Genomic DNA, 21,597 nt, shown 5'->3' with positions numbered 1-21,597 from the left:
GGGGATGTGGCGGCGGCGCCTCCTCTGGGCGTACGACGAGCCGGTCCCGGTCCGAGATTGGGAAAGGGCTCCTTTCGGCCGAAGTGGCCACATCGCAGGACGGGTTGAGGGGCCGCGGCCTACGATCGCGTCATGACGATCGTCCGGGAGGCCCTCACCAGGCTGCGGTTCCTGTCGCTGGAAATCACCGGCCGCTGCCAGCTTTCCTGCCCGTCGCTGTGTTACGCCGCCTCCGGGCCGACGCGGAGCCACGGCACCATGAGCGATGACGACTGGCTCCGGATCATCGACCAGGCCGTCGCGCTCGGCGTCGAGGAGATCCAGCTGATCGGCGGCGAGCCTACTCTCCATCCCGGTTTCGTCCCCATCGCCCGGCGCGCGGTGGACGCCAGCCTGCGAGTGCGGGTCTACAGCAACCTCTTCCGTATCCGCGACGAGCACTGGCGCCTGTTGAAACACCCCGGCGTCCGACTGGCGACGACATACCACAGCAGCGTTGCGGCCGAGCACGACGAGGTCACCGGCCGAGAAGGCTCGCACAAGGCGACGCGCGCCAACATCGTCGAGGCCATCAGGCGCGGCATCCCGTTGAACGTCGCGGTCCTCGACGGAGGCGACCACGAGCGCGCAGAGCGGGCCCGCGCGGAGCTGCAGACTCTCGGTGTTCACGACGTCCACGTCGGGAAGGTGCGGGCCGTCGGCAACGCCGCAGGCACTACGCTGCCGTCCACCGCCGAGCTGTGCGGACGGTGCGGGGACCAGAGGGCCACGGTCCTGCCGAGCGGTGATGTGGCGGTCTGCGAGATCGGCCGCTTCCTGACCGCAGGCAGCGTCCTGAACGCCGGCCTGGCCTCGGTCCTGTCCAGCCCGCGCTGGGCCGAGGCGAGCGCGAGCATCCCGCGGCGGACGGACCTGACGGCCTGCCACCCCGACTGCCAGCCCTCCAACAGCGACTCCTGCGACCCGGGCAAGAACGATCCCTGCGACCCGATGGGCTACGCACCCGCGATGACGGGCCAGCCCGCGGCCGCCGTGCCCGCGCTCCTCTGAAAGGGCCCCCTCCTCATGGACCGGACGCCAGCGGGCTGGAACACCCGTGCCGCCCAGATGGCCGATGCGACCGTACGACCCGAGTCCCGCTGGCACCGGCCCCTGGCCGCCACGCCCCGGCACCTGTTCGTGCCCCGGTGGTGGACGCCGGCCGAGCAGGACGGGACATGGGTCTACGAACTGCGAGACGGGGCCAGCGCCCCCGCCGCGTGGATGAGCAGCGCCTACGACAACAGCCTCAGCCTGATCACCCGCGTCGGCCCTCATCACGCCGATCACGCCGCGCCCGCAGCCGTGGTCCCGGAGGCGTGGCCGACCTCGTCGGCCACGCTGCCTGCGCTGGTCGTGAAGATGTACCAGCACGCCTTCCTCGCCGACGACTCCCGCCTTCTGGTGACCTGCGGCAGCGGCTACGGGACCGCCCTGGCGTGCCAGCGCCTCGGCGGCGACCGGGTCACGAGCGTGGATGTGGACCCGTATCTGGTCCAGGCGGCGCGGGAGCGCCTGGCCACGGCGGGGCACCGGCCGCGGCTGGAGGTTTGCGACGTGACCGGCGAACTGCCTGGCACCTACGACCGCATCGTGTCTACCGTCTCGATGCCGGCCATCCCTGCCTCCTGGCTCATGGCGCTCAACCCCGGCGGCCGGATGGTGACTACCTTGTCCGGAACAGGGCTGATCATCGTCGCGGACAAGACCGACGATGGCGGCGCCACCGGCAAGGTCGCCCCCGAGCCCGCCGGGTTCATGAGCACCCGGCACGGCGACGACTACCCCCCCACCCCCGACACCACCGATCTGTGGGCCACCGCGCAGAAAGCCGACGGCGACAGCATCACCACCGGCCGCTACCCGGTGATGCGGGTCAGCAGCACCTGGGACGTGCGCTCCACCCTGGAACTCACCGTCCCCGGCATCGAGCACCGCATGGAGACGGCCAGGGACGGTAGCCGCACTGCCTACATGCTGCACCCGGACGGCTCCTGGGCCCGGGCCACGGCACCAGGATCCCGGGAACTGCCCACCGTCCACCAGAGCGGCCCACGCAAGCTGTGGGACGAACTGGACCGCATCCGCACCTGGCTCGTCATCGACGGCGACCTGCCCGTCTCGGGCGCAGCGGTGCGTATCGACCCGGAGGGCACCTGCCACCTCAGCCGCAGCGGCTGGTCGGCAACCATCGGCGCACGGTAAGCGGCGAGATCGCCGCCCGGCACGGTCGTTCCGCCCGCCCCGCCCGGCCCCGCGTCCGTCCCTGCCCGGCCTCCGCCGCTCGCTCCGCCCGCCGGGCCCACGCTCGCGGCAGCTGCGCTCCGGTTGCTCCGCCCACTGGACACGCGGTATGAGGCCGGATGGCCGGATGCGAGGTACGGGGGGCGCGGACCGGCAGGACAGGCGCTAGGTGTGGCCGGTATCGGGACACCGGGGCCGCGGGCGTCGCTAGGGTGCGGTTCATGACCAGTAGTCCTGAGCCGCCCCGTACCCTGCACGATGCTCTGCGCGTATTGGGCCTGACCGCCGATCCGGATAGCGCGCTCGGTAGGGCTGCCGACGAGCAGTTCATGGCTGACAGCGCCGCAGACAGCATCCCGGCGGCCCACTGGCACCCGGGGATCATCCCCCTGGATCCCGGTGCCGAGCCGCCGACGCCTGGCGACCCGAGCGTCGATCCGCGGACCGCGACCAAGTTCATCTTCGTCGACGGCTGCTCACGCCGGGAGGCGCGCGACACGATCACGGCCGTGCTCACCGAGGTCTACGGATTCGATCCGGTGTCGAAGCAACTGGTCTTCAACCGGGAGCTCCACGACTGGCGCGACAACCCCGCCCTCACGGTCTACGTGACCGCTTTCGGGGGGTACTTCGCCCTGCCCTGTGACGGCGACTGCGCGGCTACCAGGGAGGCATTCCTCCACGCGTGGAAGGAGAAGGCCGCGGCGGGCTTCGACGACGTCGACGAGGTCTGAGCCGGGGCAGCCCCGCCGCCGCCCGCCTTCGCCCGTTTATCCCGCCGCCTCCGTCGCCCTGCCCACCGCCGTCGTCCGCCGGTGTTCGGCGTTGCTCGTCCTGCGGCCGCGGGGCTCCCTGCCGCGCGCCGCCTTCCGGCCCCGGCCAACCTCCCCGGCGAAACGCCGTTTACGAGATGCCGCCCGGGCCGCCCCCGCGCTTCGCCCCCACCGGGCGGCCAAAGCGCTGGCCGCCTACATGGGACCACTCGGGGCCGGTAGAGCTGAGTCGGAGCCTGTCCGACGGGTTCGGCTACCAGCGGGGGCCGGTGAAGGTGATAGCGGGGGCCTCGCCCTCGCGCGGTGGGCATTCGCCGTAGGGCTGCTGACACAGGCCCCGGCAGTGCCGGCAGTCTCCCGACACGTGCTCGCAGGGGGTGCCGCACGGGTTGCCGGTACGTTCGCGGACGAGCTCGACCTGGTCGGGCCAGATGCCGCCGTCGACACCGGGGAAGAACAGGAGGCCGTCCAACTTGCAGGAGACGGGGAGGACTTCCCCGTGATGCTGGGGATGCAGAATACGGACGGTGTCGCCGGCGCGGTAGCGCATGCTGATTGTGCCTCCGAGAGGTGCGATGGGTGGCTGCTGGGTTGGTGCTCGCGGCAGGTTGCCCCGGGCCGTCTGCGGCTGGCGCTCTCGTACTGGTCTCGGCTTCTGCGAGCCTCGACGCACGCCCCGCCAGTTCCCGAACTGTTCGAGGTTCCGCTCCGCACTGCAGAGGTCGGGGTGAGCGGGCTCGGCCGACACTTGTTTCGGGCAGGAGGCGGCGGGGGCGACCGCAGGCTACTCGGCCGGGGGCTTTCGGAGGTTCTGCATGAAGGACTCGGCGAGAGCCTTCCACATGTCGTCCTCGGTGTCCTGGGCGACGTGTTCGCCGCCGTGTTCGACCACCAGGGCGCGGGCCAGGTCCACGGGGAGCGGGCAGAACAGTCCCGCCGTGGGGTTGTCGTCGGCGTTATACGGCGCCCACTCGGCGGGCGCGGTAAGGGGTTCGACGACGTATACCTCCAGTGCGGAGTAGGGGCCCGGGTAGTCGGCGGGCACAGTGCCTGCCCCTCCTTCGTGGACCATGCGGTCGCGAGGGCGGGGTGTGGAGTATGCGCCGTTCCCGGCGTGGACGGAGATCGTCGTGTCATCGGCGAGGCGGATCGTGCGGGGCAGGCGGCCGGTGCCGTGAGCAGAGATGTAGTCGATGCGGTCGGTGTGGATCATGGTTACTAATTTACCCGCCAAGTGCGGAAGAGTCAAGTTATACGCGTCTAGTTACTGCCCCACCACCCAGTCCGCCGGTGGTCGGTGGTGTTCGGCGCGTGGCCCCCGTCCTCCGCCGTCCGCCCGTCGCGCCGCCCGCCAGCCCCGCCCGGTGCTGTCCGCCGGTGTTCGCGCCGTCGTCCGTGTCCGTTCGGCGTTCGGCGTTGTTCGGCACCCGCCGCCGGGCCTGCCGCCACCCCGGTCGCCACGGTCGCCGTCCGTCGGCCTGTCCCGCCGGGGCCCCGCGCGCCCGCCGTGCCCCTCCGCCGCCCGTTCCGGCCGCGTCCTCCCGCCGTCCCGTACCGCCGTGCCGCCGTGCCGTCCGGTGTTGTCCGCCGGTGTTCGGCGTTGTTCGGTGGTGTTCGGCGCGCGTCTGCGCCCGGCCGTGCCGCCGCCCCGGCGCGCCCCGGCCGCTCCGGTCCGTCCCGCCGTCCGCCCGGCCGCCCGTTCACCGTCGCTGGCCGCGCCGCGCCGGGCCCGCCGGTGTTGCCCGCCGCGCGCCGGCTCCGGCCTCGCCATCGGCCCCGGCCGCCCGCAGTTCCGGCCCCGGCCGCGCGCGCCCCGGCGCCGTCCGCCGCCCCGCCTGCGCGGCCCACCGCAGGCTGATGGCCCAGTTCAGCCGCGGACGCGACGTGCCCACGCACCAGGGGTATATCGCCAGGTCAGCAGGCTCTTGAGTGAAAGGACGCCAGGGCGGACTCTGGAGGCGGGGGGACGGGAGGCGCAGCTGAGATGCCGAACAAGCGGCCCCGCGGGCCGCAGCCCCTCTGGCGGCCCAAGCGGGAAACCGTCCGGGTGCTGACAGCGGTCGACTGCGTCCTCGACCGCTACCGGGACCACCTTCCCGTCTCCCTGCGACAGCTGTTCTACGTCCTCCTCGGCGACGGCGTGCTGGAGAAGACGGAGTGCGACTACAAGCGGATGTGCGAGTACGTCGGCATGGCCCGCCGCTCAGGCCGGATTCCCTGGAGTGTGATCCGCGACGACACCCAGATCGCCGTGGATGCCCCGACCGCCTTCGCCAGCCCCGCGGACTTCTGGGCGGCCGTCGCGTCGGCCGCCGACGACTACCGCGTCGACCGCCAAGCCGGCCAACCGATCCGGCTCGAACTATGGTGCGAAACAGCGGGCATGGTCCCTCAACTGGTCCGGATCGGAGCGGAGTTCGGTATCTCCTGCTTCTCCGGTGGCGGCTTCGATGGCCTGGCCGGCAAGCATGCAGCAGCCGTCCGGGCGGCGGCAGGGGACCTCAGAACCAGGGTGCTGCACATCGGCGACTACGACCAGAGTGGCGAGCACATGTTCACGGCACTGGCCGAGGACGTGGTCGCGTTCGCCGAGGCCGCAGGCGTTGAGGTGGAGTTCGAGCGCGTCGCGGTCACCGGTGAACAGGTCGTGGCCCACAACCTGCCGACCGCACCACCCAAGGCGACAGACCGCAGGTCGTTCTCCGGAACGGCCACCACCCAGGCCGAGGCCCTGCCACCCGACATCCTCGCCGCGATCGTGCGCGAGGCCATCGAGGCCCACCGCAACCCCGAGATCCACCGGCAGACCCTCGTGCGCGAGGAAGTCGAGCGCCGCGCCCTGGCCGACTTCCTGGATGGCTGGGGCTCGACGGGCGGTAGCGCGCCGACATAGCCCCGCCCCGCCCGGCCGCGCCGCCCCGCCAGCTGCGCCGCGCTCTGCCGTGCCGTCCGCGCCCGGCTCCCGGTCGTCGCCTTCGCCGTGCCACCCCGCCGCCCGGCTGGCCCTCCCGGCCCGCCGCACCCCGCCGCTTCGGCCGTCGCCTCGCCGCCCCGGCTGCCCGCGCCCGCTGCGCCCCGCTGTCCGCCGTACCCCGGCGTCCGGTCGTCGTCGGCGCCGGTCGTCCGGCTGCGTCCGCCTGTGGCCGTTCCGGCTCGTCGCTGCTCCGGGCCCAGTCCGCCGCCGTGGCCCCGGCCGATGCATTCCGGCGCCCGCGTCACTTCCCGTGGCCCCGCCGTCCCGCTTGTCCCGCCTGGTGTCCTGTCGCCGTAGTCCGCGTGCTGGTTCGTCGAGGTGGTGGTCACCCGTCGTGGCCCGCGCGGTCGCGACCTGGTTGCGGCTGCACGACGTCGCGAGGCGGCGTAGCCGCGCTCTCCGAAGCGGCGGTGCCGCCCGTCCCGGCGCCGGGCCACGACCAGTCAGACTCGAGTGTCAGCTTGTGGGCATGAAGAGGAACTCACTGGCTTCCGCGCGCGCGGTGTCGTGCCGTGAGAGGGCGCTGACGACTTCGGGGGCGGACATGGCGGCGTCTACCGCCTGTTCGAACGGGACCGCTGGAGTGATCTGCTCCCGTTCCTCGTCGCTCACGTCAGGTGGTATGTCCATGATTTGGTGCGTTCGTTCGTACACGGCGACTCCAACGTCGAGGGTCGCTTCATAGAGACGGCGTACGGGACCCGGCAGTCGACCGTGGCATGCAGCGCAAGCGATCCGGCTCGGTTGGTCCAACGGATACACGAAGACGTGCAGCTCACCATCGTGCTCCGTCGGGACGCCGCAGTACCTGCACGGCAGGGGCGTCTCGTCCTCCTCCCACTGCAAGGCGTACAGCTCGGGTTTCATCGTGTCTCCTCCAGCTCGGGAACTCCGGGAACTTCTGCTCAACCCGTAGGGGTCAGTGCAGATGACAGAGCCTGGCGCGGTCCGCCTGTGGACAGAGCCCTTCGCTTCGCTCCGGGCTGGCGCCTTCGCCGCGTCGCCCGTCGTCCGGCCGGCGTTGTTCGGCGTTGTTCGGCGGGCGGCCGTGCCCCGGCCTGCTGCCTGCCGGGCCGCCCGGCCCCTGCCGGTCCTCCCCGGGCCCACCGGCCGCCCCACCGGCCGCCTGCCGTACCCCGCCTCCGTGCCTGCTGCCCGTCCCGGCGCCGTCCTGCCTTCGGGGTGTTCCGCGCTGGCCGGCCCGTCTGTCCGGCATGTCTTTCCGGCCGGCCGCAGCGGCTCTGATGGCGGCGTGGACGCCCCCAATTGATGGCGCGTAAAACTTGACGTAAGTCGGGAGAGGTGTGTAAAGTTAGAGACGTCAAAGGGGGTCGATCGGTCCTCTTCGATGCTGGGCGGTACGGAGCGGCCGATTCGTTCCGTCTGGCAGGTCTGTAGCTCAGTTTGGTAGAGCGGCCCCCACGCCGGGGGAGGGTCAGGGGTTCAAGTCCCCTCGGATCGCGATGTGTTGGTGTGCGCCCCTCCAGAGGCGACGTCCCCGTTGAGAGGGCGCGCACCAGCGCAGCAGAACGGGCCTGCCCGGCTGATCCCCGGGCGGGTTGAAGGAGGGAAAGCGCGCTCTCTGGGACTCGTGGTGTCAGCAGCACGCCCCCGTTTGGGGGAGGAGCGGGAGCAGTACCCGCAGAGTTCACGACGTGCCAGCGGGAAGGTGATGCTTCCCCCGGCGGACCCGGTCCGCTGGCACGCGTCGCCCGAGGCCCCTGGGGAGGAGTCGACGGCGGCCCCGCCCCGGCCGGGGAAGGTGACGAGCAAGCCCCTCGCGGGCCCTATCTGATCCGGTCCCCGGCCGTCGGCGGGAAGCCACGCCCTCGTGGAGTAGTCCGGCTCATCTCGCCCCACTCTCCATGGGGAGGCCGCGGGTTCGAATCCCGCCGAGGGTACGCAGCAACGCAGCACGTTCACGCAGGCTCTTGTCGTCCATAGGTAGGGCACCGGGTTGTCGACCCGGGAAACGGGGTTCGAGTCCCCGCAGGAGCGCTCACCGCTCACCTCACCCCGTGCGGTGCCCCCCGCTCTGCCGGGACGGGACATGCGACCCGTACGGATTTCCCCATGCCGTGCACCGACTCGCTTCCCGTCCCGGCAGGGCCCCCGCCCGGCCGGTCCTCCCGGCCCGCCGTGTCCCGGGGGTCCGGCCGTCGCCTCGCCGCCCCCCTGCCCGCCCCGCGCCTTCGGCCGCTGCCCGCGCGGGCCGTCCTGCCGGTCCGCCGCCTCCCGCGCCTGCCCGCCGCGCGCCGCCGCCGCCGGTCCGGCCGCCGCCGGTCCGGCCGCCGCCGGTCCGGCCCCCGCCGGTCCGGCCCCCGGCGTCCGGCCCCCGGCGTCCGGCGCCCGCGCGCCCGCCGTTCCGTCCGGGCGCGGCCGCTTCCACCGCGCTCCCCGCGGCCCGGCTGGGCCTCGTTCTCCCGTGCCGTCCGGGGCGCGGTCCTCCGCCCCCGGCCCGTTGGCCGCTCCGCAGCTCCGGGCACCCTCACCACGTGGCCCGTCCCCCCTGTGCGGGGCCCGTGCGTCCGCCGGCGTGGCCGCGGCGTGCCGTTCGTGTCCGTACGCCGCGCCGCCTGGGCGCGCTGGCGGGCCCGGACCGCTCGGCCCCCGCTCGCCCCGGCGCCTGCAACACCTCCTCCCCGTTCGGCCGCGCGGCGCATGCGGCCCCGCCCGGTTTCGGTGCCGCTTCGTTCCCGCCCTGGCCGAGCCGGCCGCACCTCCCGCCGCTGCGCCGCGCCGCGTCACCCTGCCCGGCTGCGCCCCGTTCTCCCGTGCCGCCCGCCGGGCTGCCCCGCCCCGGGGGGCCCGGCGGTTACTCGTCCCGGGTTTTACCGTCGGTTGGCGGTCCGGCGGGCGGTGGGGGTCATCAGTCGTCGGTCGGTGGCCCGGCGGGCTGTGGCGATCGTCATCAGCGCGACCGAGGTGATCCACAGGGTGAAGCGGTTCCCTGGTGTCCAGCGTGTGCGCGTGCCGGGGGTGTGGAACATGCGTGGGCTCCTTCGTGGTCGGTGGCGGGTGTGCTCTGTACCGTCCTTGGCCTACGCGTGGAACACCTCTCCAAGGGGGCTCGGCGTGAGTATGAGCCCCGTCACATGCCGGAGATCAGGTCCGCACCCGCAGCGTCAGCGAGATGGCCGCCGCCGCCCCGTCGGCCACCCTGCCGCCCGCCCCCTGCCTGCCGCCGCGCCGTGCCCCCGTCCCGTGGCCGCTCCGCGCTCCTCGCCCGCCGCCCCGCTGCCGCTGCTGCTCTGCTGCTGCTGCGCCGTTGCTCCGCGGCCGCCGCCCGCCCGCCGTCTGCCGCGCCTCCTCCGCCGCCCCGCTGCTGCTGCTCCGCCACTGCGCCGGCGGTCCGCGGCGTTCCGCTGGTGGTCCGGTGGTGGTCCTCGGTCGCCCGCGTCCGGTTGTTGTGGGATTGGTGCGCGTCGGGTGGCTGGGTGGTCGGGTGGTCGGGCTGTCGGGTTTCGCCCCGGGCGCGGGCCCGCGGGCTCTACGGTGCACCGGTGAGCAACCAGACGCCGCCGGCTGGCGAGGACGTACTGCCCGAGGTCGACGAGGTTCTTGCCCGGGCTCTGCTGGACCAGGGGGCCCAAGGGGTGCGGGCGTTGGGGCTGGTGCGGGACGCGCACCGGATCCTGTCCGGGGCCGGCGGCCTGGAGCGGCCCGGGGAGATCGTCGAGGCGTGTGTGCGCAGCGCGGCCGATGCCCTGTTGAAGCTGCCCGGGGCCCCGAAGGACGCGGCCGGCCTGCAGTCCGCGGCGAAGGGCCTGCTGCACGAGGTGGACGCCCTTCCCGCTCCGGCGGCCCAGTCCGCCGGGGCGGCGGAAGCGGATGGAGCGCAGTGGGAGCGGATGCGGGGCGCGGCTGAGGTGCTGCGCAACGAGATCGCCATCCCGGGCGGCCACCGGCGCCGTCAGGCGCGGGGGATCGCCGAGCGGCTGATGGGCCTGCGGCTCGGTGCCGCGCAGGACAAGGCCCTGGGCGCGTGGGGAGACCTGTACTCGAAGGCGTCGGGGACCCTGCACGGCGCCGGCGCCGAGGAAGACCGGCCGGCCCGCCTGTACACCGCTCTCCTGGCGGCGGCCCGGGAGCTGCTGGTGCCGCTGCCCGGCCGTGCCGCCCGCGTCCTGGAGCTGGCCGCGCTCACCGGCCCGGGCGGGAAGGAAGCGGCGGAGCTGGCCGGCTGGGCGGATCCGCGCGCCGAGGCGTACTTCTTCCGCTCCGGCCCGGCCGCAACCTGGCTCGAGGTCCTGGACGACCACGCGCCGCACCTGCTGCTGGCCGACAAGGAGACCGGGATCTGGCCGGCTGCCCCGTTCCTCGAGCACCTCGCCGCCCACGCCCCGCACGCCGCCCGGACATGGCTGGCCGGCCGCGCCGTTGAGCTCGCCGCCGCCGGCCCGGGCGTGCTGGACGCGCTGCTGCGCCTGGCCCTGGACGGCGCTCTCACCCCCGCGGACGTGCGTCTGCTGCTGCCCGAGGTCACCGCGCCGCCCCGGCCCGGGGCCCCGGCCGGGCAGGCGGGATGGTCGCGCCGGCTGGCGGCCCGCTGGGCGCGCACCTTGCCGGTCGCGGAACGCAACGGGGACTGGCTGGTCGTGGCCGAGGGGCTGCTGAAGGACGCGGTGGACGCCGAACACGCCGGCCGTGGGGCTCTGCTGGCCGTGGCCGCGCCCCCGCCCGCCGCCGGCGAGGCGGTCGCGGACGGCGCGGGCCCGGACGGCGCGGGCCCGGACGGCGCCAGCGGGCGCCCCGGGGGCGAGCGGGAAGCGGCCGCGGCGGGCGCGTACCCGGATGACACCGCCGGGCGCGCCCGCGAGGAGGCGCTGATTGATCTGCAACTGGAGGAGGAGATCGCCCGGTTGACAGCGGAGCGGCTGCCCGGCCACGACGTCGCGGTCCTGCTGCGGGAGATGGTCACCACGGTCCACCGCGGCGCCGCCGGCGGTGAGCCGTTCGGCTGGGACCGCGCGGCCCGCAACGCAACGGCGGGCCTGCTGCGCCGTGACCTCGACGCGACACCCGGCGCCGCCCGGCACGTGGTCTTCGACGTCGACCTGGACGAGGTCCGCCTCGGCGATCCGGTCTTCGCCTTCATGGGGCCGCAGCTGGCCCGGGCGGTGCTGGACCTGGCCGCCGCGGACGCCGCGGCCGGTGTCCGGCTCGGCGAGCGGCTGCGGGGATGGCCGCGGATCGCCGCCGAGGACCCGCGGTTGCACGACCGACTGCTCGCCGCCCACCTGGCCGCGCACCCGCCCACCCCCGGCACCGGTGGCGCGGCCGAGGCCGCGGACGTGGGGGAGTGGTGGGACCGGGCGGTCGAGGTCACCGTCCGGCTGCTGGCTGGCCGCCCGCCGGCGGAAGGCGCCCGGCTGGCCGCCCTGGTGCTGCGCGACTGCCCGGCCGAGCGGGCCGCCGCCCTTCAGCAGCGGGCGCGCGCGGCGCTCGGCCCGGCCCCTACCGCCCAGGAAGCCGACCGGCTCCTGCCCGCCGGCGCCGACGAGGTCGACGGCTGTGTCGAGCCGCTCGCCTCCTGGCTGCGGGTGTGGGACTGGTCGCCGGTCCTGCCCGCCCCGCTGCTCACCGCCTTCGCTGCGCTCCTGGCCGCGCTGCGCAGGCTCCAGCCGGCCGGGCCGTCCGACCCGCGCGCCACCGCCCGTCCGGAGCCGGTCAGGCAGTCCGTCGCCCTGCAGACGGAAGACCTGCTGCAGCTGGCCGCCACGGCCGGCCCGCTCGCGGTGGCCGCCGCCCTGGCCGCGGCCCAGGACGCGGGCGCCGACGGCTACGCCATCGAGCTCCACCGCCTGGTCCAGGCGGCGCCGGACGCCTGGACCGCGGATGTCCCCCAGCTGCTTGCCGCCCTGGCCCGTCCGGACCTCGGCGCGTTCTACCTCGCTGCGGCCGCCACCGCCGCGGGCACCCCCGGCGCCTTCCCGGCCGGCCCGGCAGCGGCCGCGCTCGCCGCCCTCACGCTGCGCCGCGCCCTGCCCGCCGCGGCTGGCCACCAGCCCTCCACCGCGGTGCTGTTCGCCGATCAGGCGCTGTTCGACCTGCTCGGCGTGGTGTGGCGCACGGGCGCCGATCTCGGCGCGGAACTCCCGGCCGTCCTGGACCACCTGCGCGACCTCGCCGAGCCCCTCACCCGCGCCGCCGCGCCGGCGACCGCCGCCGGCCCCCCGCACGACACCCCCTGCGCGCCCGAGCCCGACTCCGCGCAGGCCGGCCCCGCCGATGCCGTCCTGCGCGGCGAAGAAGCGGGCCCCGAAGAGGGGCCGGGCGGGGAACTGCTGGGCTCGCACCCGGCGGTCCGCGCGCTGGGCTCCCTCATCGAGTACGCCGCCCACCAGGCGCACGCCGGGGGCGAGATGCCCGCCGACGTCCTCGACCTGGTCGCTGCCGTGCTCGCCGCCCGCGTCGGCGACGAGGCGGTCGCCACCGCGATCGGCGTGCACCTGCCGGCCCTGCACCGGCGCGCGCCCGCCTTCACCGCCGCCCACCCCGAGCTCTACGCCCTCGACCCCGGCCGGCACTCGCCGGCCACCGCGTGGCTGCGCTGGGGCGGCCACGACCCGCTGCTCCTCGGAGCCCTGGACCGCGGCCGGCTCCTGGCCGCCGTGCGCGAGGACCTGCCCGGCGCGCTCGCGCAGGTGGCGCGCGCGCTGACGGGCGGCCACCTGGGCCTGCTCGGCGACCCCGCGGCTGCCTGGGCCGAGTTGGCGGCCGGCCCCGGGGGCGCCGCGGCGGCCTCCCGCTTGCTTGCGGCCCTCGCCCTGCACGCGCCGCACCGCCCGTACACCGGTGGCGGCGTGCCGGCCCCGGCGCCCCGAGCCGCCGTTGCCCCCGCAGCCGTGGACGCCGTCCTCGTGTGGTGGACGGCCGCGCTGGACGCCGGCCTGCCGCCCGGCGCGCTCGCCGGCGCCGGCAACTTCGCCGACCTCGCCGTCCCGGATGAGGTGTGGCTGCCCCTGGCCCGGGCCAGCGCCGCCCACACCCCGGCCCAGAGCGAAGCCGGCGACGTCGCCGAACGCGCCGCCGGCCACCCGCGCAGCCCCGACGCCCTGCTTCTGGCCGCCCGGCTGCTCACCCGCCCCGCTCCTGACCCCTGGTACGACGCCCAGGTCCGCCGGCACGCCCGGGCCCTGCTGCGGGCCGCCGACGTCGGGCCCGCCGCCGAGCGGCCCGCGCAGGCCGAGCAGCTGCGCCTGGCCTTGGTCGAAGCCGGGGAGGTCGACGTCGCCCAGCCGGCGCCGGAAGGGCTCCCCGGCCGGGGCCCGGGCACCGGCTCGGGAGTGATCGGGGGCTGACCGACGCCGCCCGGCCGCGTGGTCCCCTCCGGTGCCCGGCTGCCCCGCCGCCAGGGTCCGGCCCGGTGGCCCCGGCTGCTGCGTACGGTGCCTCGGTCGCCGGGCTGCGCTGTGCGGTCCGGGTTGCTGCTCGGCCCGGGGGAGTCGGGTGGTGTCAGCCGGCGGGGGTGCCGCTGCACCGGCCGGGCCGGGGCCGTCTCCGTGGCCGCGGTGTTCCGGTCGCGTTCCTCGCGCTTGAGGTGCTGCCCCTTCGGCCGGCTCCGGCGTCGGGCCCGTTCCCAGAGCGGGGCCGAACCACCGAAAGCGGCGCGTAAAACTTGACCTGATGCGGGCGTGTGGGTAATTTAGTGAGTGCTGGCGGAGGGGCCGCCGACTGAGGAGAATCACGTGATCGAGTACGCCGCTGCCGAGCTCGCGCCGACAGGGACTTCCGAGGCCGCCGTCACTCGGGCGGAGGTTCTGGCCGGTGAGCACTGCCCCCGCTGCGACCGGAACGCGTTGTACGGCCTCGAGTGCGCGTACTGCGGCCACATCATCATCACGGCCCTGCTGATGATGGCCAAGCCGTGCCATCCTCCGGCGTGGTCGAAGGGGTGCTGCCCCGTCTGCTTCACCACCGATCCGGAGGTGTGGGAGGTGAACGGCCGGCTGCTGTGCACGGTGTGCGCGCAGGGCCGTAGCCGGTGGGGGGACCGGGTGAAGGCGGCACAGGGGTGGCGTGAGCGTGCGCGCCGTGTCGTTGCGTGGGCCGACAACCCGGGCGAGCCGTCGTACGCCACCGCATACGCGGACGGTCCCGGCGGGGAGCTGGACGCCTTGGCCGACGAGTCTGGGGCGGCGCAGGCCTCCTGACAGAACGGCCGCGCCCCGGGTGCTGTCGGGGGCGACCACTATGCTCGGCGCAGCGCACCTCGCCTGTGCGTGCCGTTCCGGGCCCACCCCCGGATACCGGTGAACCGTGCTGCCGCGCGGGTGCGAGCGACGACCGGTGCCCTCTTCCGAACCGCGCACCCTGGCCATGCTCGTGGTGGGACGAACCGCAACGCCAGAACGCGACGAAGGAGAAGTTATGGCCCCGTCCTCCCACAACACCACCAACCAGGAGCGGATTGCCCGCGGGTTGAACCGCTTGACCGGCTGTGGCTACCAGAAGGCCCTGCAGCGCGTGAAAGCCGCAGCCGACACGGGGCAGCTGCCCGCCAAGCTCGACCAGGCCGGCCGTGAGGAAGCCGTGCGGATGCTCGCCGAGGACCAGACCCGGCCCGCCCCGGCCGCGATCGCCGTGGCGAGCGGGCCGCCCGCCGACGCTGGCGCACTGGCTCAGCAGGACCACCAGGAGTTGCCGGTCGACCAGGGAGAGCTGCCCAAGTCGTTCACCGAGCTGATGGTCGAGGCGCACAGGGCGATGGAGGTGCGCCGGACCTTGCGGGACAAGGAGCGGTACGTCGACGCCATGCGCGCGCAGCGGGATCAGGGGCTGGACCCGTACGGTCGCCCCAGTCTGCCGCGGGAACTGGTGCAGCAGGTGGAACTGCTGCTGGAGCAGACCCGCCGGCTGCCGCGGAGCGACGACCCGCAGTGAACCGCCGCCCCGGCTCCGCCCCGGGCCGTCCCGGCGCCCGCCCGGCCGCCGCCGAACATCGCCGAACAGGAGGCGCGGCTGTCCGTGAGGGCCGGGGCGGTCGCGGGTGTCAGCCGGTGGGGGTGCTGGTCTCCCCGGCCGGGACAGCCGTCTCCGTGGCTGCGGCGTTCTGGTCGCGTTCCTCGCGCTTGAGGCGCAACCACTTCAGCCGGCTCACTCCGTCGGGCCGTTCCCGTTCCCACTGGGCTTCCTCGGCGGCGGTGGCGGCGCGGCGCGTGGCTTCCGCGGTCGCGATACGGGCGTGCTCGAGGGCCCGTGCGACGGTGGCCAGGACGGCGCTGGCGAATCGGGGGTCACCGGTGTCCGCGGCGGCCGCGCTGGAGGCGGCGGGGAAGACCAGCTCGGGGCGGGTGTTCGCGAGGTCCCACTCGACATGGCCCGGGGTGGTGGCGCCCTGCACGTCGAGGACGACGAGGGTGGCCACCGCGCGGACCTGGCGCTGCAGCGAAGTGTCCTCGACGTCCTCGCGGTTGAGGTGTTCCGGGGGGCCGACGTGGACGTCGACCTCGTAGCCGTGCCAGCTGTAGCGGGTGGTGAGCCGGTGGTCCAGCTCGACCTCGGTCAGGGGCGCTCCGGGGCGGAGCGGGGAGGTACGGCGCAGCCCGGGGTACGCGGCGGTGACGGTGGCGGCGGTCTGCTCGGCAGGGTTCACGACGAGGGCCTCTCGATGGCGGGGCAGGGGGCGATGCACCCGGGACGGGACCGGGTGTCGTCCCTGCGCCGAGCAGGGAGGCAGTCGTACGGCGGGAGGCCGTAACCCCGCGACGGCGGGGAGGAGATGAGCGGCTGCGGGCCGAGGGCCGGCAGGAGCTCGCCGTCCCAACCTAGCGGCTGGTGGGGCCGGCCGGGGCGGGATTCGCCGACACGGGGACTGCCCGTACGCCTCGCCGCCCGCGGCCGCCGCTCCGCCCCCGTGCCGTCCCGCCCGGCCGCGCCGCGCGGTGCCCGCCGCCTTGGCCGCCGCGCCCAGCTCGTCCTGCCGCCGGCCCGGCACCGCCGTCGAAGTTCTGCTCCGCTGGTCGTCGGCAGACGGGGCCGGCCCTGCCCCAGTGCCGCGCCCCGCCCCCGCCGCCCGCTGCTCCGGCGTCCGCCCGGCGCCGGGACGCCGTCCGAGCTCGGCGCCCGGTCCCGCGCCGGGCCCCTGCCGCTGCGGGCCAGCTGCCGCCCGTCCGCGCCGTCCGCCCCCAACCGATCGCCGGCCCGCGGCCGCTCCGGCTCGTCGCTGCTCCACGCCGGCAACACCTCCTGCCCGCGGTCAAGGCCCCGGTCCCGCGCCGCCCGCCTCCGGCCCGGCGCCGCCGTACTCCGGCGTCCGGCCCGATACCGGTCCGCCGGCGCGCCCCGGCCGCCCGCCGCCGCCGACCGCGCGCCCTGTCCGGCGTGCTCCCTGCCCGCCTGCTCGCGGGGCCGCCGCCGCTACGCGGTCGTCTCGCCGTGTTGTCGCCGTTCGGGTCTGGTCCCGCTGCGTACGGCCGTTCTGTGTCGTTTGGCGTCATCGAGTGGTATCGAGCGCGTTCTTCTTCTCGGTCGGGCCTGTAGGGGCGGGGCCGATCGGCTCCCGGACGAAGGAGGACATGGTGATGGAAGCGATCAAGAACCCGGTGGTCGTGGTGGGGCTGGCGCAGCGGGCGGGGACGGAGCCGCCGTGCGCGGACGGCGTGGACGTGCAGCGGTGCGGGGGCAGGGTGTCCGCGGCGGTGGTCGACGGCGCCGGCCACCACCCGGACACCGTGCGGTACTCCGCGATCGCCCCGGCGGTGATCACGCACATCGGCACGGCGCTGGGCGGGCTGGCCGGGCTGATGACGGCCGGGCAGATGGCCGCGGCCTACGACCAGCCGCCACACGCGTCGGCCGTGTACGCCTGCGTGGAGCCGGGGCAGCCGGCGTCCGTGCACTGGATCGGGGACTGCCGGGCGTACGGCTGGCGGGAGGGCGCCGGGCTCACCCTGTGGTCCGACGACCAGACCATGGGCCAGTGGCTGCGCCGGAACGGAGGGGCGGCCGTGCAGCTCGAGGCGGCGAGGCACGACAACTGGTCCCGCCTGGGGCTCGCGCAGGCCAGCGCGGCGACGTGCCGGCAGGTGCAGATCCCCGAGGAGGCCGCCGCCCTGGTGCTGCTGGTGTCCGACGGGGTGTCCGACCAGGTCGACCGGGAGACGTTCGTACGGCTGTGCCGCGCGTACGCGACCGAGCCGCAGGCCCTCGCCGACGCCCTGGTGGCCGCGGCGGAGCCCGACGCAGACGGCTACCGGGACGACGCCACCGTGGTGGTCCTGCTCTGCGGCTGACCGAGGCCCGCCCGCCCCGCGCCCCGGACTTCACCGCCCGACGCGCGGGGCGGGGGGCCGGTCCTCGTTCTGGTCCCGGGCCGGCCTCGCGGTCCGGCGCGATGCCGCGCCCCGACCGGGCGCGAGGCGGGGCGAGGACACCGTGCTGCGCCTGCCCCTGGCCGCGGGGGAGCTCCCGCCGGTGCCCGGTCCCGCGCCGGCCGCCCGCGGGAGCTCCCGGCGTCCGCCGCTGGCCGCGGCCGCAGTTCATCGACGTGGTGCCTGCCGATCTGCCCGCCCGGGCCCTGGGTGACCGCTTGCCTGGTGCCGGGCCGCCGCTGCTCCCTGTCCGCTTGCCGGGCCCCGGCCACGGGCACCCGGTTCGACGGCCGTCTGCCGGGGATCCGGCTGGTTCGGTGGGGTGTTGCGGCGTCCGCAACATTCCACGTCGCCGGGTAGTCCGGCAGCTGCGGCCGTACGCCGCCCGCGTCCGCCTGGCCGCCGTGGAGCAGGTCCGTCGCCTGCCGGCTGCCCCGCTGGTTCGTCGAGGTGGTGGCGGCCGCCCGTACGCCGGCCGTGCTGCTGCGCCCGCCCGCCCGCCCGCGCCGCCGTCCCGTCCCGCGCCCGGGCCGGGCCGGGGCCGCCCGGCGGTCGTCCTGGTGGCCGGACTCCGGCCGCTCGGTGGGGTGTTGCGGCACCGGCAACACCTCCGGGACCGTCCGTGCCGCACGTCCGGCTGCCCGTAAACGGTTCCGGCCCGCCGCCCGGCTGTCGCCTTCGCGGTGACGCGCTCGCCGGCCCGGTGGACCGCCATCCGTACGATCATGACCGAACCGAGGTGAGGGGGACCGGGTGGCACGGCAGCGCGGGAACACGAGGCACGGCGCAAACGGCGCGGGCAGGGCGAACCGCAAGGAGAACTGCGCCGAGGCGTGCGCGGATAGCTGCTACTGGAACCGGACGTGCTGCCCCGAGATGTGGCTGGCCTCTCTCGCCCTGCTCGCCGTGCGGCCCGGCCCCGCCAGCCCGGCAAGCACCGATCCAGCGGCGCCCCGTCCGGCCGGCCGGGCCGCGGGCGTGCTGTACGGGGCGGTGCGGCGCTACCGGACGACAGTCAGCCCCGTCCGGCCCGCCTGCTGCCCGTACACGCCGAGCTGCTCGACGTACGCGGTCAAGGCTCTGCACCGACACGGCGCGCTGCGCGGCGGCCGGCTGGCCCTGGCACGCCTGCTGCGGTGTCGGCCGGGGGCAGCTCGGCGGCGCGGGTTCCATGACCCGGTGCCGGACTGACGGCGCACCGACCCACATCGACCTGCTGACCGCCGCCCGTGTGGCGGCCGTGCTGCTGCGCCCGTCCCGCCCCCGGGGCCAGGCCGCCCGGCGATCGTCCCGGGGGCCGGACTCCGGCCGCTCGGTGGGGTGTTGCGGCACCGGCAACACCTCCGGGACCGCCCGGGCCTCGCCGCTCCGCCGGCCCCTGGCCCGTTGTCGAACCGGTCCGGCCGCCCCGAGCCGCCGTCCGCTGCGGTCGCCTCGCTGCGCCGGAGCGGGGGTGGTCGGGTTGGCCGCCCGGCACCCGCCGCCGTCGAGTCCGCCCGCCACCGTCGCTGCTCCTCGGGCCGGGAGTCCGCCGGCGCCGCTCCTGCCGCCGGCTGGCCGTGGCCGCGGTCGTCGAGCCGGGGCCGGGCGGCCGATACCTGGTCGCTGCCGTTCGGCCGCGTGTCGGCTGTCCGTTGCTGCTGCCCGGGCTGCCGGCCATCGCGCTGGATGGTCGTGCCCGGTGGACGGTGTGGTCTGGCGTGCGGGCCGGTCCGGCACCCGGGACCGGCCCGGTGGCGTGATATGGGTGCGTGCCGGTGAAGCATGACCGGTTGCCGCCCGGTGGTGCGTGTTGCCTGGTCATGCAGGACGGGCGCGCTGTGACAGCGCGCTGTTCGTACGCGCTGACGTGCACGCTGTCAGGGCGTGCAAGCGGGGCGTGTTGTAGGTGCGCGCTGGTCATTCTCGATCGTGGAGTGGTCGGCTCTGGTCGCGTTGTGGGCGGTTGTGGTCCGGGTGTGGTGTTCGTGACCTGGGGCGGGGCCGGGGCCGGTACGTTGCCGCGCATGACGGTGACGAGGAAAGCGCGGTTGATCCCGACGGGGGACTGTTTCTGTGGGTGCGGGGGTGAGGCGGGGATTGGGCGGTGGTTCGTGCGGGGGCACGACATCACGGCGGCCGCGGCGCTGCGGGCGGTGTCGGGGCTGAGCCTGCCGGAGCGGCTGGTGCAGGCGGGGTTCGGGCCGCAGGTGTCGGTGGTGGGGGCGGCGGTCGGTGAGGCGGGGTGGGTGCGGTGTGCGGGCTGCGCGTACGCGGGGCCGCCGGCGGGGCTGGCCGCGCATGTCCGGGGGAGCGGGTGCGCCGGGGCGCCCGCGGCCGCGGAAGGAGCTCAGGAGGCCGCCGAGGAGGCCGGCGGGGGAGCGGCGCCGGCCGCAGGCGCCGGGCGGGGGGACACCGAGGGCGTGGAGCCGGCCGCCGCGGTGGCGGAGCGCTCCGGGAAACCGGCCGGGCCGCCGGTGCGGGCGGCGGCGGGGGCGGCGGAAGGGCTGCTGCTCCCCGCCACGGACGATCCGCTGTGGGGGGACCTCGCGCCGACGCTGCGCCAGAAGTTGACGATGGCGGCGCACCGGTTGGTGACGCCGCCCCGGGGGCCGCTGCAGGAGAAGGCGCAGCGCCGGCTGGTGTTCGCGCTGAGGGCGGCCGGCCGGGGCCGGATGAGCGGGCAGCACTGGCAGGCGCTGCTGAGCGCGCCGAGGGAGGTTCTGGGCAGCGCGCGCAGTACCCGGGCGGCCGCGGTGTACGAGGTGCTGGAGGAGGTCGTGGCCGGCCACCTGGCGCCCGCCGACGACGATGCGGCGCCCACCGGGCCGGCTGTACCCGAGGGCCCCGGGACCGCCCCCGGCTGAGCCGCCGGCGGACCCTGCCCGCCGCGGCGCCGTACTCCCGCCGTGCCCTGCTGCACCCGGGTGCCGGGTTCCTGGGCGATGTCGCTGCTCCCCGTCGACGGCCGCCTCGGAAAGCCGGAGAGCGTCGCCGCCGCTGGCCCCGCCGCCCGCCACCGCTTTGCCGGCCGGAGCTGCTCTCCCGGCCCGGCCGGCCAGTTCGCCGGCGGTCCCCGCTCCAGGGGCTGCCGGACGACGTACGCCCCGGCCGGCGCTCGGAGTGCGACGCCGGCCCGCGGCTCCCGCCGCTGCCGGCCGGGGGTGCCCAGCTCCTCGTCGGCGCCGTACGCCGCGGCCAGCCTGCCGCGTCCTGGCGGACGGATTCCCAGGGCGCGCCGCCGGCACCCGGGGGGTACTCGGTGGCCGCGCACTGCTGCGCCCGGCTTCCGGTCGAGGCCGGCCGCTCCCGGGGCACGGTGGGGCCCCGGTTTGAGTCCTCGGTGCCGCCGCCGGGCCGGGGCGCCGAGTTGCTCGTCGACGTCGACGTCGTGCGCTCTGCGCTGCGGCGCGCCTGCCGGCCCGGGGTGCGCCGTGTTCCGCCGGCCGTGCCCGTCGCTGCGCCCCGCCGGCTCACGTGCTGACGCCCCGCGCCCGCCCGCCGGCCCATGTCCGGCGGCGTCCGCCTGGTGGTGGGGCACCGAGCGCTGGCCTGGCCCTCGCCCGCGGCCGGGCACCGGGCTCCGGGCCGCGGCGTCCAGGACGGTCGTGCCGCCGGCCCTCGGGCCGGCCGTGATCCGGCGCAGGCCCTTCGCCCGCCCGTCGAGCTCCTGTGCCGCGGGGGGCCCCTTGCGGGGCGCTGCGCCCGTCTCGCCCCGGGCGGCTCCCGTTGGGTTTCCTGGGCGCCGTGCGGGCTCTCTGCGGCGCCCGCGTCCGACGCGGAGCGGCGCCAGCCTGTTCGTCGCCGGCAGGGCGCCGTACGGCCGCTGCGCCCGCCCGGCGGCTGTCTCGCTGTTCCGCCGGCGCCGCGGAGTTGGGCCCGGCCGCCGAGCTCCGGTGCCGAGGTTCGTCCGCCGGCTGCCGAGCTCCCGAGCGGGGGCCGTGCTGGGCCGGGGCCGGCCGGGCTCCGGCTGTTCCCGGTGGGGGAGCCGTCTGGCGGAGATCCATGGTGTCCCCGCACGGCCGGGGGGTACCGGGCCCGCGTCCGGTGCGGTGCCGGCGGCTCCTGGCCGGCCGGCGCGGGGCCCGCGGCCGGGGATTCGGGTTTCTCCTTCTGTCCCGCCGGTGCCGGCCGCCGTTCGTCGCGCCGTCTGCCGGCCCGCGCCGCGCGGGCATCCGCTGATCGCTGTGGTGGCTGGTGGCCGCACGGGCGCCCGCACGGCTCCTCTCGGCGCGCCCCGCCCGCCGCCCGCACTGTGCCGGCCGCCCGGCGC

At 76.0% G+C, this 21,597-nt stretch carries 15 protein-coding genes and 3 tRNA genes; 13 read left to right on the top strand and 5 right to left on the bottom strand.

The genetic code is table 11. From position 1 onward, the window contains the following. Window positions 1-132: 132 nt before the first annotated feature. The 3 genes from OG435_RS45495 to OG435_RS45485 all read left to right on the top strand — a co-directional run bounded on the left by OG435_RS45495 (window position 133) and on the right by OG435_RS45485 (window position 3,017). Window positions 133-1,050 carry a radical SAM protein gene (locus OG435_RS45495; protein WP_266887199.1) on the top strand — a complete coding sequence of 306 codons (918 nt, stop codon included), beginning with the start codon at window positions 133-135 and terminating at the stop codon, window positions 1,048-1,050. 15 nt (window positions 1,051-1,065) lie between these two features. Next, window positions 1,066-2,244, top strand: coding sequence for a methyltransferase domain-containing protein (locus OG435_RS45490; RefSeq protein WP_266887197.1), 1,179 nt, complete (start codon window positions 1,066-1,068; stop codon window positions 2,242-2,244). Between the two features lie 260 nt (window positions 2,245-2,504). After that, on the top strand, window positions 2,505-3,017 hold the full coding sequence (locus OG435_RS45485; RefSeq protein WP_266887195.1) for a hypothetical protein: 513 nt from the start codon (window positions 2,505-2,507) through the stop codon (window positions 3,015-3,017). Window positions 3,018-3,309: 292 nt separating this feature from the next. Here the strand turns inward: OG435_RS45485 and OG435_RS45480 are convergent, their stop codons facing one another. Beyond that, window positions 3,310-3,606 carry a hypothetical protein gene (locus OG435_RS45480; RefSeq protein WP_266887193.1) on the bottom strand — a complete coding sequence of 99 codons (297 nt, stop codon included), beginning with the start codon at window positions 3,604-3,606 and terminating at the stop codon, window positions 3,310-3,312. Between the two features lie 234 nt (window positions 3,607-3,840). Beyond that, complete coding sequence (locus OG435_RS45475; RefSeq protein ID WP_266887191.1) at window positions 3,841-4,269, bottom strand: hypothetical protein; 429 nt, start codon at window positions 4,267-4,269, stop codon at window positions 3,841-3,843. Window positions 4,270-5,040: 771 nt separating this feature from the next. Here OG435_RS45475 and OG435_RS45470 point away from each other — a divergent pair. Continuing rightward, window positions 5,041-5,949, top strand: a complete 909-nt coding sequence (locus OG435_RS45470; RefSeq protein WP_266887188.1) for a hypothetical protein — start codon at window positions 5,041-5,043, stop codon at window positions 5,947-5,949. Window positions 5,950-6,486: 537 nt separating this feature from the next. Here OG435_RS45470 and OG435_RS45465 read toward each other — a convergent pair. Continuing rightward, window positions 6,487-6,897, bottom strand: coding sequence for a hypothetical protein (locus OG435_RS45465; protein ID WP_266887186.1), 411 nt, complete (start codon window positions 6,895-6,897; stop codon window positions 6,487-6,489). 519 nt (window positions 6,898-7,416) lie between these two features. Here OG435_RS45465 and OG435_RS45460 point away from each other — a divergent pair. The 3 genes from OG435_RS45460 (at window position 7,417) to OG435_RS45450 (ending at window position 8,028) form a co-directional block, all read left to right on the top strand. Beyond that, window positions 7,417-7,493, top strand: a tRNA-Ala gene (locus tag OG435_RS45460). 362 nt (window positions 7,494-7,855) lie between these two features. Continuing rightward, window positions 7,856-7,931 (top strand) — tRNA-Glu (locus OG435_RS45455). A gap of 26 nt (window positions 7,932-7,957) precedes the next feature. Next, a tRNA-Asp gene (locus tag OG435_RS45450) sits at window positions 7,958-8,028 on the top strand. An 833-nt stretch (window positions 8,029-8,861) separates the two neighbouring features. Here OG435_RS45450 and OG435_RS45445 read toward each other — a convergent pair. Next, on the bottom strand, window positions 8,862-9,020 hold the full coding sequence (locus OG435_RS45445; RefSeq protein WP_266887184.1) for a hypothetical protein: 159 nt from the start codon (window positions 9,018-9,020) through the stop codon (window positions 8,862-8,864). Between the two features lie 513 nt (window positions 9,021-9,533). Between OG435_RS45445 and OG435_RS45440 the strand changes: the two genes are divergently transcribed. The 3 genes from OG435_RS45440 to OG435_RS45430 all read left to right on the top strand — a co-directional run bounded on the left by OG435_RS45440 (window position 9,534) and on the right by OG435_RS45430 (window position 14,916). Next, entirely contained in the window at window positions 9,534-13,334 is a 3,801-nt protein-coding gene (locus OG435_RS45440) for a hypothetical protein (RefSeq protein ID WP_266887182.1), read from the top strand. A gap of 387 nt (window positions 13,335-13,721) precedes the next feature. Beyond that, window positions 13,722-14,186 carry a hypothetical protein gene (locus OG435_RS45435; RefSeq protein WP_266887180.1) on the top strand — a complete coding sequence of 155 codons (465 nt, stop codon included), beginning with the start codon at window positions 13,722-13,724 and terminating at the stop codon, window positions 14,184-14,186. A 217-nt stretch (window positions 14,187-14,403) separates the two neighbouring features. Continuing rightward, window positions 14,404-14,916, top strand: coding sequence for a hypothetical protein (locus OG435_RS45430; protein WP_266887178.1), 513 nt, complete (start codon window positions 14,404-14,406; stop codon window positions 14,914-14,916). A 109-nt stretch (window positions 14,917-15,025) separates the two neighbouring features. On the opposite strand, the gene OG435_RS45425 is transcribed toward OG435_RS45430, so the two are convergent. Then, window positions 15,026-15,628, bottom strand: a complete 603-nt coding sequence (locus OG435_RS45425; protein WP_266887176.1) for a hypothetical protein — start codon at window positions 15,626-15,628, stop codon at window positions 15,026-15,028. A 928-nt stretch (window positions 15,629-16,556) separates the two neighbouring features. Here OG435_RS45425 and OG435_RS45420 point away from each other — a divergent pair. The 3 genes from OG435_RS45420 (at window position 16,557) to OG435_RS45410 (ending at window position 20,191) form a co-directional block, all read left to right on the top strand. Continuing rightward, entirely contained in the window at window positions 16,557-17,267 is a 711-nt protein-coding gene (locus OG435_RS45420) for a SpoIIE family protein phosphatase (protein ID WP_266887174.1), read from the top strand. Window positions 17,268-18,098: 831 nt separating this feature from the next. Further along, entirely contained in the window at window positions 18,099-18,536 is a 438-nt protein-coding gene (gene yidD / locus OG435_RS45415; protein WP_266887171.1) for a membrane protein insertion efficiency factor YidD, read from the top strand. 902 nt (window positions 18,537-19,438) lie between these two features. Next, complete coding sequence (locus tag OG435_RS45410; protein WP_266887169.1) at window positions 19,439-20,191, top strand: hypothetical protein; 753 nt, start codon at window positions 19,439-19,441, stop codon at window positions 20,189-20,191. Window positions 20,192-21,597 lie beyond the last annotated feature (1,406 nt).

It is taken from the genome of Streptomyces sp. NBC_01264 (assembly GCF_026340675.1).
Taxonomy (GTDB): domain Bacteria; phylum Actinomycetota; class Actinomycetes; order Streptomycetales; family Streptomycetaceae; genus Streptomyces.
This window is presented reverse-complemented; position numbering and strand designations above follow the sequence as displayed.